The organism is Planctomycetota bacterium (assembly GCA_016872555.1).
In the GTDB taxonomy this organism is placed as follows: Bacteria; Planctomycetota; Planctomycetia; order Pirellulales; family UBA1268; genus F1-20-MAGs016.
Genome location: VGZO01000049.1, coordinates 17,188 through 27,780, shown reverse-complemented (window position 1 = coordinate 27,780; position 10,593 = coordinate 17,188). Strand labels below are relative to the sequence as shown.

At 71.5% G+C, this 10,593-nt stretch carries 9 protein-coding genes; 7 read left to right on the top strand and 2 right to left on the bottom strand.

The features are described 5' to 3' along the window. Window positions 1-24: 24 nt before the first annotated feature. The 6 genes from FJ309_14255 to FJ309_14230 all read left to right on the top strand — a co-directional run bounded on the left by FJ309_14255 (window position 25) and on the right by FJ309_14230 (window position 7,580). The gene (locus FJ309_14255; GenBank protein MBM3955752.1) at window positions 25-1,161 is read left to right on the top strand and encodes a hypothetical protein; all 1,137 of its coding nucleotides are present in this window, start codon (window positions 25-27) and stop codon (window positions 1,159-1,161) included. A gap of 63 nt (window positions 1,162-1,224) precedes the next feature. Beyond that, window positions 1,225-1,959, top strand: a complete 735-nt coding sequence (locus tag FJ309_14250) for an amino acid ABC transporter permease (GenBank protein MBM3955751.1) — start codon at window positions 1,225-1,227, stop codon at window positions 1,957-1,959. A gap of 4 nt (window positions 1,960-1,963) precedes the next feature. Continuing rightward, window positions 1,964-2,692, top strand: coding sequence for an amino acid ABC transporter ATP-binding protein (locus tag FJ309_14245; protein ID MBM3955750.1), 729 nt, complete (start codon window positions 1,964-1,966; stop codon window positions 2,690-2,692). Beyond that, the gene (locus FJ309_14240; GenBank protein MBM3955749.1) at window positions 2,689-3,720 is read left to right on the top strand and encodes an ADP-ribosylglycohydrolase family protein; all 1,032 of its coding nucleotides are present in this window, start codon (window positions 2,689-2,691) and stop codon (window positions 3,718-3,720) included. Before FJ309_14245 ends, FJ309_14240 begins: the two co-directional genes overlap by 4 nt. A 10-nt stretch (window positions 3,721-3,730) precedes the next feature. Further along, window positions 3,731-5,983: a 5-histidylcysteine sulfoxide synthase gene (gene ovoA / locus FJ309_14235; GenBank protein ID MBM3955748.1), complete on the top strand. Its 2,253-nt coding sequence runs from the start codon at window positions 3,731-3,733 to the stop codon at window positions 5,981-5,983. A gap of 88 nt (window positions 5,984-6,071) precedes the next feature. Continuing rightward, on the top strand, window positions 6,072-7,580 hold the full coding sequence (locus FJ309_14230) for a hypothetical protein (GenBank protein MBM3955747.1): 1,509 nt from the start codon (window positions 6,072-6,074) through the stop codon (window positions 7,578-7,580). A gap of 22 nt (window positions 7,581-7,602) precedes the next feature. On the opposite strand, the gene FJ309_14225 is transcribed toward FJ309_14230, so the two are convergent. Beyond that, entirely contained in the window at window positions 7,603-8,841 is a 1,239-nt protein-coding gene (locus tag FJ309_14225) for an iron-containing alcohol dehydrogenase (protein MBM3955746.1), read from the bottom strand. Here FJ309_14225 and aroA point away from each other — a divergent pair. Then, complete coding sequence (gene aroA / locus FJ309_14220) at window positions 8,840-10,162, top strand: 3-phosphoshikimate 1-carboxyvinyltransferase (protein ID MBM3955745.1); 1,323 nt, start codon at window positions 8,840-8,842, stop codon at window positions 10,160-10,162. The two genes, FJ309_14225 and aroA, sit on opposite strands and share 2 nt — an antisense overlap. Here the strand turns inward: aroA and FJ309_14215 are convergent. Further along, a complete protein-coding gene (locus FJ309_14215; protein MBM3955744.1) occupies window positions 10,081-10,497 on the bottom strand; it encodes a hypothetical protein in 417 nt (138 codons plus the stop codon). The two genes, aroA and FJ309_14215, sit on opposite strands and share 82 nt — an antisense overlap. Between the last annotated feature and the right edge of the window lie 96 nt (window positions 10,498-10,593).

Sequence of the window (10,593 nt, the reverse complement as noted above, 5' to 3'; positions counted from 1 at the left end):
CGACGACGGCCGGACTGAAAGGGTATCGAACCAACCGCGACACCCCCACGGACTCAGGGGAGATCGACACCACCAAGCGCCACCATTTTCGACCGCCCCGCGCCGCCGTTTTCAACCGCCGTCAACAATACGGGCGACCCGACCACGCTGGTTGACTTCATGAAGTGGGGCATGTTGCGGGCGCCGGCCCAGCGTTACGTTCTACAGGTGTGGGGCCACGGAGGGGGGTTTCTCGGATCGCAGTTCGACCCTGAGTCGAAAGACGACGCATTGACGATCGGTGAAATCGGCTCTGCACTCAACGCATCGGGAATGCCGAAGATCGATGTCTTGTCCTACAACAGCTGTTTGATGGCCATGGCAGAGGTCGGGACAGCCATCAGCGCATCCGTCGCTGGTGTGTTCGTCGCCTCAGAGGAAGTCATGTTGGTGGCTGGTCAGGACTACACGACGGCGTACTCGCGGCTTGCGGCCACTCCCACCTCGATCACCTCAAGGCAGCTTGCTGAAGGAATGGTCCAGAGCTACCAGAAACAGTATGCCGTCCGGCCGGGATTTGACACTCTTTCGGCAACCGACACCTCTGGCTACAACGCCCTCAACCGAGCGATCAAGGCGTTCGTGGCGGCAACTCGCACACTGGGTGCACCGGAGCGTGACCTACTGATCGGTGCCGCCAGTGGCAGCCCGCAGTACGGGGATTACAGCCAATTCCCTGACGTCATTGTCTCCGTCGATCTCAAGAGCTTCATGACGGGGATCGTGAACACACCGTCGTTGCCGCAGGCATTGCGTTCGACTGCGTCCGACGTGGTCAACGCGGTGTCGGCGATGGTCGTGTCGCGGACGTCTGACATGCGGTCAAGCGGGGGGATCGCGGTCTACGTACCGCCGGTCGCCGATAGCAAATTGCTCGCGACATACGCGACCGATGCCGCCGAGTTTTGTCGGGCCACCGGCTGGGACACGTTCGCACGGTGGATGGCGACCGGGAACCAACCTGCGTCCTCTTCGGGGGGCACGGGGAGCGGGGCAACCAGGGGATTGTTCGGGGGCTCCGCCACGGGGATCCCAGACAACGCCTGGGCCGCGTATGCCGCTGCGTGGTCGATGGGCATGCCGCAGGAAACCACCGCCAATCCACGCCGCCCACGCGCATGACCGCCGCCACGCTCCGCCTCCCCCGTCCGCCCCGCGTCACCCGCCGCGTGGTACGCTCCTGCCATGCCGCGCTGGCTTGCCCACACGATCGTCGCCGTCACGCTGGCGCTGCTTCTGGCTGCCGCCTTCGCCAGCAGCGACTATTCCTGGAACTGGACCGGCGTCTGGCAGTATCGCTGGTTGCTCGTGCGCGGGCTCGTGACCACCGTCGGCCTGAGCCTGGCGGCACTGGTCGGAAGCATCGCCGTCGGCCTCGCCGCGGCGCTGTGCCGTGAGTCGCGCTGGCGGCTGGTCGAGGCGGTGGGGCGCGTGTACGTCGAACTGATCCGCGGGACGCCGCTCTTGGTGCAACTGCTGATCGGGTTTTACGTCGTCGCCGCCGCCGTCGGGATCAAGAACCGATTCGTCGTCGGCGTCGCCGTGCTGGCGCTGTTTTCCGGGGCCTACATGGCGGAGATCATCCGCGGCGGCCTGGCCGCGATCCCCGCCACGCAGCGCGACAGCGCCCGGGCGATCGGCCTCACCCCGTGGCAGACGCTGCGGTTGGTGATCCTTCCGCAGGCGGTGCGGCTGGTGCTACCGCCGATCGCCGGACAATTGGCGTCGCTGGTCAAGGATTCGTCGCTGTTGTCGGTGATCGCGATCTCGGAATTCACGCTCGCCGCCCAGGAAGTCAATTCGTTCACCTACTCGACGCTCGAAAGCTACCTGCCGCTGGCAGCCGGCTACCTCGCCCTCACGCTCCCGCTGTCGGCCCTGGCGCGGTGGCTCGAGAAGCGCTTCCGCTACGAGGCCTGACGGTATGCGCGTCTCGGTCAGCGGCCTCGTGCAGCACTTCGGCGGACCGCCGGTCCTCGACCGGCTCGACCTCCAGACCGGCGACGTCGCGTCGCTCGTCCTCATCGGTCCCTCCGGTGGCGGCAAGACGACGCTCCTGCGGATCCTCGCCGGCCTCGACCGCCCGGTGGCCGGGACCGTGGCGTTCGACGGCGTGGCGCTTCCGGGGGACGAAGCCGGGCTCCGCGCTTACCGCAAGACGGTCGGGACGGTGTTTCAGGCCTACAACCTCTTTCCCCACCTGTCGGCGCTCGACAACTTGCTGTTACCGCTGGTGCATGTCCACGGTTTGACCGAAAGCGAGGCGCGGCGGAGGGTGGCAGGGCCGCTGGAGCGGTTTCACCTCGCGGCCCACGCCGCGAAGCGCCCGGCGGAGCTGTCCGGGGGGCAAAAGCAGCGGATCGCGATCCTCCGGGCACTGGTCGTCGAGCCGAGACGGATCTTCCTCGACGAGCCGACGTCGGCACTCGATCCGGAAATGCGCGGCGAGGTGCTCGAAATGATCGGCGAACTGAAGGCGGCGGGAACGGAGCTGGTGTTGGTGACCCACGAGATGGCGTTCGCCCGGCGCGTGGCCGACGAGTTCGCGTTTGTCGCCGAGGGACGAGTGCTCGCTCACGGTCCCGCCGACGGTCTGTTCACCCGGTACGACGTGCCGCGGGTGCGCGAGTTCCTCTCCCGGGTGCTCGTATGAGCGACGCCGCCGACCGGCTCGTCGCCGAACCCGATCGCGCGGCGTTCGTCGGCAGCCTCGTCGCCGACGCGCTGGCGATGCCCGTCCATTGGTATTACGACCGCGCCGCCCTCGACCGCGACTACCCCGACCTGGCCACGGCGGCCGCCGCCGGGCGGTACCTCGCGCCGCACAATCCCCACCCCGACAGCATCCTGTGGCGGAGCCGCTACGAGCCGGCCGGCCCCGCGGGGGAGATCCTCCACAACCAGGCGGAGTTCTGGGGGAAGCGCGGGATCCACTACCACCAGTTCCTCTCCGCCGGCGGCAACACGCTCAACTACCTCCTCGCCGTCGAATTGGCGGCGCTGGTGCGGCGCAACCGTCACTACGACCCCGAGCGCTGGCTCGAGGAATACGTGGCGTTCATGCGCACCCCGGGAAAGCACCGCGACACCTACGTCGAGGAGTACCACCGCCACTTCTTCACGAACCTCGCCCACGGCCGCAAGCCGATCAATTGCGGTGTCCGCGACGAGCATGTCGGCGGGCTGGTGCAGGTGCCGGCCCTGGTGGCGGCGCTCGGTGGACGGCATCCCGATCTCGTGCGGCTCGTGCGGCTCCATGTCAGCCTGACCCACAAGGACCCCGACGTCCTCGACGCGGCGGTGGCGTTCGCGCGGATCCTCGAGCGCGTCTGCCGCGGTGCCGATCTGCGCGAGGCGATCGACCACGAGGCCGGGCCGTGGCTGCCGGCCGCCCGCCGGCGCGAGTGGGAGGGGCTTCCCGACCGGGCGGTCGTCGGCGGCAAGGTGAGCAGCGCCTGCTACATCGACCAGAGTTTTCCGGCGGCGCTGTGGCTGGCGTGGCGGCACGCCGGCGACTTCACGGCCGGGGTCGTCGCCAACGCGCTGGTCGGTGGCGACAACTGCCACCGCGGCACGGTCGTGGGAGCGCTGCTCGCCGCGTCGGCGGGCGTGCCGGCCGGGCTCGTGAACGGCCTCGAATGCCGTGATAGAGTTGCCTGGATCTTCGACGCCGACCTGTGAAGGGCCCTGCATGATCTCCGCAGTCACCGCCGCCCCCGCCGGGAGCGGCCTCGACTCCCTCGCCGGTCCGCTCGTCCCCACGAAAACACCCCGCCTTGCCGGTGATCCCGCCGCCGCCGACCCGGTGGCCGCCTGGCGGGCAGCCCTGCGGCGCTATTACCACGCCACCAGCGCCCTCTACGACCGGCTCTTCGACCTGATCCGCGACGAACGGGCCCTGTACGAGCGCTGGGAGCCGCTCCGCCATCCGCTGATCTTCTATTTCGCCCACCCGGCGGTGTTTTACGTCAACAAGCTCGTTGCCGGCCGGTTCATCCCCGCCCGGCTCGACGCCCGGATCGAGGCGATGATGGCCGTGGGCGTCGACGAGATGTCGTGGGACGACCTCAACACGGCCCACTACGATTGGCCGAGCGTTGCCGCGATCCGCGACTACCGCCGCCGGCTCCGCGAGCTCGTCGACGGGTTCATCGAGTCGATGCCGCTCGAGTTGCCCGTCCGTGAGGATTCGCCGGCGTGGGTGATCCTGATGGGGATCGAGCACGAGCGGATCCATCTCGAGACGTCGAGCGTGATCATGCGGCAGATGCCGCTGGCCCACCTGCGGCGCCCCGGCGAGCTGACGGCAGCCGAGGCGCGGATCTGGCGGACCTGCACGCTGTCCGGGCCGAACCCCGACAACCCGTGGGTCGACTTCCCGGCCATGACCGTCACACTCGGCAAGCCGGCCGCCGACGACACCTACGGCTGGGACAACGAGTACGGCACCGAGGAGGTGCGACTGGCGCCGTTCAGCGCCGCGCGGCAACTGGTGAGCAACGGCGAGTTTCTCCGGTTCGTCGAGGCGGGCGGGTATCGCAACGACGCCTGGTGGACCGACGAGGGGCGCGGCTGGCTCGGGTTCACGAAGGCCGAGCACCCGAAGTTCTGGATCCACGACGGGGGCGGCTACCGGCAGCGCAACCTCCTCGACGAGATCCCGCTGCCACTCGACTGGCCGGTCGAGGTCAACTGCCTCGAGGCCGAGGCATATTGCGCATGGCAGCGGGCCACGACCGGGCTCGAGGTCCGGCTCCCTGGCGAGGCCCACTGGCTGGCGCTGCGCCAGGCGACCGGCCTCCCCGACCAGCCCGACTGGGAATCGGCTCCCGGCAACATCAACCTCGAGCACTTCGCCTCGAGCTGCCCGGTGACGATGTTCCCGCAGGCCGTCGCCGTCCCCGGGACGGGCCGGCAGGAGATCTGCGACGTCGTCGGCAACGTCTGGCAGTGGACGCGGACGCCGATCATGCCCTTCAGGGGGTTCGCGGTCCATCGGCTGTACGACGACTTCTCGGTGCCGACGTTCGACGGCCGCCACAACCTCATCAAGGGAGGTTCCTGGATCGCGACGGGCAACGAAGCCCTCGTGAGCGCCCGCTACGCGTTCCGCCGTCATTTCTTCCAGCACGCCGGGTTCCGGCCGATCGTCGACGCCGCAGGGCACGACCCGGTCACCGAGGGCTCGCGCCTCTACGAGACCGACCAGCTCGTCACACAGTATCTGGAGTTTCACTACGGCCCGGAGGCGCTGGGCGTGGGCAACTATCCGTCGGCCTGCGTGGCGGCGGTGCTGCCTTTCGTGCCGGCCGGGCGCCGCACCCGTTGCCTCGACATCGGCTGCTCGGTGGGGCGGTCGGCTTTCGAGTTCGCCCGGTCGTTCGCCCACGTCGACGCCGTGGACTTCTCGGCGCGGTTCATCCAGGCGGGCGTGCGGCTGCAGCAGGGGGACGAGGTCCTCTACGAGGTGCCACTCGAAGGGGAGCTGACCGTGGCGCGGAGCGTGTCGCTCGAGCGTCTCGGGCTCACCTCCGGCCCCGGAGCCGAGGGTCTCGCGGGGCGCGTGGCGTTCATGCAGGGGGATGCCTGCAACCTCAAGGCGCTGTACACCGGCTACGACCTCGTGTTCGCCGGGAACCTCGTCGATCGGCTCTACGACCCGGCGCTGTTCCTCGCCGGGATCGCGGCGCGGATCCTCCCTGGCGGGATCCTCGCCCTCACCAGCCCCTATACCTGGCTCGAGGAATACACGCCCAAGGCGAAATGGCTCGGTGGCCGGCGCGAGCATGGCGAGCCGCTTTTGAGCTTCGACGGCCTGGCGGCGGCCCTCGCGGAGCGGTTCGACCTGGTCCACCGCGGCGACATTCCGTTCGTGATCCGGGAAACGGCACGCAAGCACCAGCATTCGATCTCCGAGTTGACCGTGTGGCGGCTGCGCGGCTGATCGGGCCGTAGCGCCAGACGCTGTTTTCCCCCGTGTTCCATCGCGGTACGATTTTGTCTTGGCGGCATCTCCCCGCGTGAGCCGGTCCATGGCCGAGCCTTTGATCCCCGCCGGCCCCTGCCGCGATTGGCTGGGAATCGAGCCCGACGATCTTCGGGTGCCGCGCCGCGTGCTCGGCATCCTCCCCGCCGAGGCCGACCCGATGGTCGTCCTCGAAGCGGCCAAGGCGCGGATCCGGCTGCTGCGCGGGATCGACGCCGGGCCCCTCGAATCGGTTCGCCGGGCGTTGCTCGAGCGAGTCGAGGCAGCCCGCGAGGAGGTGCTCGGCGAGATCGCCGCGGCAGGGCGCGGCGCTCACGCGCCCGCGGCGCCGCGTCGGCCGGCCGGACCGGCGTTCGCGATGCCGCCGCCTCCGCCGGGCCAGAGCCGGCCAGCGCCACGCGCGGAGGTCATGCCCACCCCGCCTCCGGTGGCCGACGCGGCGCCGATCGCGATCCAGGTCAGGCGCCCGCTGCCGCGCCGCCGCTCGGGACCGCCGGCGCTGTTCGTCGTCGGGAGCCTGTGCCTCGTCGCGCTCGCCGGCCTGCTCGGATTCCTCACGTGGCAGAAGCGTGCGCCATTCCGCCCGCCGCGCGAAGTCGCCCGCCGCGACGAACCGGCGACGGACGACGAGGCAAGCGTGGCCGGCCGGGTGGCAGACCCGCCGCGGCGAACCGCTCCCGAGCGCACCGTGCCCTCCGATGGATCGCAGTCAACGCTCGACGCGCTCGCGGCTGCAGGATCATCGCCGCCAACACCCGCGCCGCGCCCCGACACGATCACCGAAGCTGCGGTGCCGCCGCCGGCCCAAGGAACACCAGATCCCGAAGCGATGACACGGGACGACGCCGCGGCAACGACCGACGAGCGGATGGTCGAGTCCGCCGAGTCTGCCGGCGCGTCGTCAGCGACTGAACCAGCCTTAGCGCCTCCGGGACCCGACCAACCCTCCGCGGCGACGCTCCCCGGCCCGTTCGATGATCCAGCGGCGGCGCGCCCGGCGCCGGCGGTCGGTTCCGGCACGACGGCCAACGCAGCGCTCGACGCCGGTCTGGCCGCGGTCCGCCGCGCCCTCGCGCAGCGCGACTTCCCCACCGCCAAGGAGGGGCTCACGGCCGTCGCCCGCAGTGCGCGCGGCGACGACGAGCGCGACCGTGTCGCCGCCTGGGAACAGTTGGTCGACGCCACGAAGCGTTTCGTCGACTACCGCGAGCAGGCCCTGGCGACGGTCACTCCGGGGCAGGAATACGACATCGACGGAAAGAAAGTCGCGATCGTCGAGATCGACGACACGAAACTGATCTACCGGACCACCGGCAAGAACACCACGGTCCCCCGCGCGCGGATCCCGGGAAAGATCCTGTTGGCGATCGTCACCGCCTGGTTCGACGACCGGCCGCAGAACCAGGTGTTCGTCGGCGCCCACCAAGCCACCAAGCCGGAGCCCGATCTCGACGCCGCCCGGGCGTGCTGGGAGACGGCCGCCGCCGGCGGCGTCGATGCCGCGGCGCTCCTCGGCCTCCTCGACGACCCGGCGCTGTTGCCCGCCGACGAGTGACCGGCGCTCACCACTCCGGCTTTTACCAGGCCGCGGCGAGGATCGGCCGGAGCGAGTCGGCGTCGAGCGCGACCGGATTGCCGCGCATGCTCGCGCCGCCGGAATTGGCCGCCAGCCACCCGAGCCGGTCGGCGGCGAGACCGACGTCGCGCAGGCGCCGCGGCAGTCCGCAGCCGTCGACAAGCGCCGTCATCCGGGCGACGAACGCCTCGGCCGCTGCCGCATCGTCGGCCGGAGCGGTCGGGTCACAGGCGCGCTCGAGCAGGGCAAGGTCGGCCGCGGCGGCGGCGCGGTTCACCCCGAGCGCCACCGGCAGGAGCATCCCGCAGGCCACGCCATGGGCCACGCCGCACTCGACGCCGAGCGCCGCCGCCACGCCGTGGGCCATGCCGAGACCGGAGTTCGTCAGCGCGATCCCCGAGACCAGCGCCCCGTGGGCCAGCGCCGCGCGGCCGGGGGTGTCGGCGGGATCGGCGAGGACCCGCGGCAGGGCGGCGACGGCGGCCGGCAGCGCCGCGATCGCCAGCGCCCGCGGGACCGGCGCCGCGAAGCGGCTGATGAAGCTCTCGACGAGTTGCGTGACGCAGTCGAGCCCGGCGGCGGCGGTCGTCGCCCGGTCGCAGGAGCGAGTCAGGTCGGGATCGACGATCACGGCGCGCGGCACGAGCAGCGGGCTGCGGAGGCTCTTCTTGAAGCGCCGCCGCGGGCAGCCGATGACGGCGTTGCGCGTCGCCTCGGCCCCGGTGCCGGCGGTGGTCGGCACCGCCACAAGGGGCAGCGCCGGCCGTGACAGCACCAGCCCCCGGCCGACCCCCTCGAGGTGGTCGACGACCAGTTCGTCGAGCGCCGCGGCCGACATTCCCGGCGCGGCCACGACCGCCAGCCCGGCGACTGCCTTGGCCAGGTCGATCGCCGACCCGCCGCCGACGGCGACGACGACGTCGTCCGGCCGGCGCCGCGCGACGGTGTCGGCGAGCGCCGCCACGACCGCATCGACCGTCGGCTCTCCGGCCGCCGCGGCGAGGCGCTCGTGCGCCACGCCCGCCGCGCCGAGGCTGGCGGCGACCGCCGACCAGGCGGGCTCGGTAAACAGCCCGCGGGCGCTCCCCACGAGCAGCGCCCGGCGGCCGAGCCCGGCGACCACGGCACCCAGCTCGGCGATCCGTCCGGATCCGAAGCGGATCGTCGGCGGCAGCGACACGTCGTAGGGGCGCGGAGCGCCGTCGGCCGGCGCGGCTGCGGGCGGTACACTCGCCGGCATGTCGGTGCTCCTTCCCCTCACTCCCTGCCGCGGCCCGGTGACCGGGACGGTCCGCACCCCCGGCTCCAAGAGCATCACCAACCGGGCGCTGGTCTGCGCGGCGCTGTCGCGCGGCACGAGCACGCTGACGGGGGTCCTCGACAGCCAGGATACCCGCGTCATGGCGGCCGGCCTGACGGCGCTGGGGATCGCGCTGGAGCCCGATTGGCCGGCCGACCGGATCGTCGTGCACGGCAGCGGTGGCCGGATCCCCACGACGGTGGCGACGCTCGACTGCGCCGCCAGCGGCACGACGATGCGGTTCCTGGCCGCCGTCTGCGGGCTCGGGTCGGGCTCGTACCGCCTCGACGGGACCGCACGGATGCGGAAACGCCCGATCGGCGATTTGCTCGCGGCCCTCCGCCGGCTCGGGGTCGAGGCCACTGCGGAGAGCCCGGGGGAGTGCCCGCCGGTCGTGATCCGCTCGACCGGTTTGGCGGGGGGCGCGACGGTCGTCGACGGGGGCACGTCGAGCCAGTTCGCCAGCGGCCTGGCGATGGCCGGCCCCTGCATGCCGCGTGGGCTCGACCTCGAGTTCGCCGGCACGCTCGTCTCGACGCCGTACCTCGAGATGACGCGTTGCGTGATGGAGGCGTTCGGCGCGACGTGCACCGTGACCGGACCGCGGAGCTGGCGGATCGAGCCGGGCGGCTACGCGGCGCGCCGCTACGCGATCGAGCCCGACGCTTCGGCCGCCAGCTACTTCCTCGCGGCCGCGGCGCTGACCGGCGGGGCAGTGACGGTCGCCGGCCTGGGGCCCGACGGCCTCCAGGGGGACGTGGCGTTCGCCGACGCCCTCGGGCGGATGGGCTGCCGGGTGACCCACGACGCCGCCGGGGTGACGGTCGCCGGGCGGGCGACGCGCGGCATCGACATCGACATGAACGCGATCAGCGACACCGTCCCGACGCTGGCCGTCGTCGCCCTGTTCGCCGACGGACCGACGACGATCCGCAACGTCGCCCACGTCCGCGACAAGGAGACCGACCGGATCGGCGACCTCGTCCGTGAGCTGGCCCGGCTCGGTGCCGACGTCAGCGAGCATGCCGACGGCCTCACGATCCGCCCCCGCCCCCTCCACGGCGCGGTCGTCGAGACGTACGACGATCACCGGATGGCGATGAGCCTGGCGCTGGCCGGGTTGACCACCGCCGGCGTCGTGATCGCCGACCCCGGCTGCGTCGCCAAGACGTTTCCCGGCTACTGGCGGGCGCTGGCGCGGCTGGCGCGGCTCGACACCGCCGCCTGGCCCGAGGTGGCGACGGCAACGCCGGGCGAATGAGCGCGCGGTCTGTGCCGCGGGCGCGAGCACTCCGCCGCCCGTCGGGCGCGACCGGCACCGCGGTCAGCCGCGGCGCCGCTCAGGAATGCAGCGGCGCATCGAGGTCGGCGTCGTGCCCGTGGTGGGCCACGGCCTGGCCGGCGCGCTGGAGTACCGACTCGACGCGCTCGAGCAGGGGGTCGACCGACCGGCCGTCGCCGTCGTGGCAGCAGCCTGTGGCGGCGGCGGCATGACGGCGGGTCGCCGGGTCGGTGGCGAGGAACTTGCCGCCGCAGTGCTGGCAGAAGACCTGCTTGCCCAGCAGGCTGACGCGGATGCGGAGCAACCGGCTGCACACGGGGCAGCGCTGGAGATAGGACACGTTGTGCATGAAAAAAGCCTCCCGGACGGATCCATCCAGACAGGCCCGATCCCCCGAAACTGCCCGACAT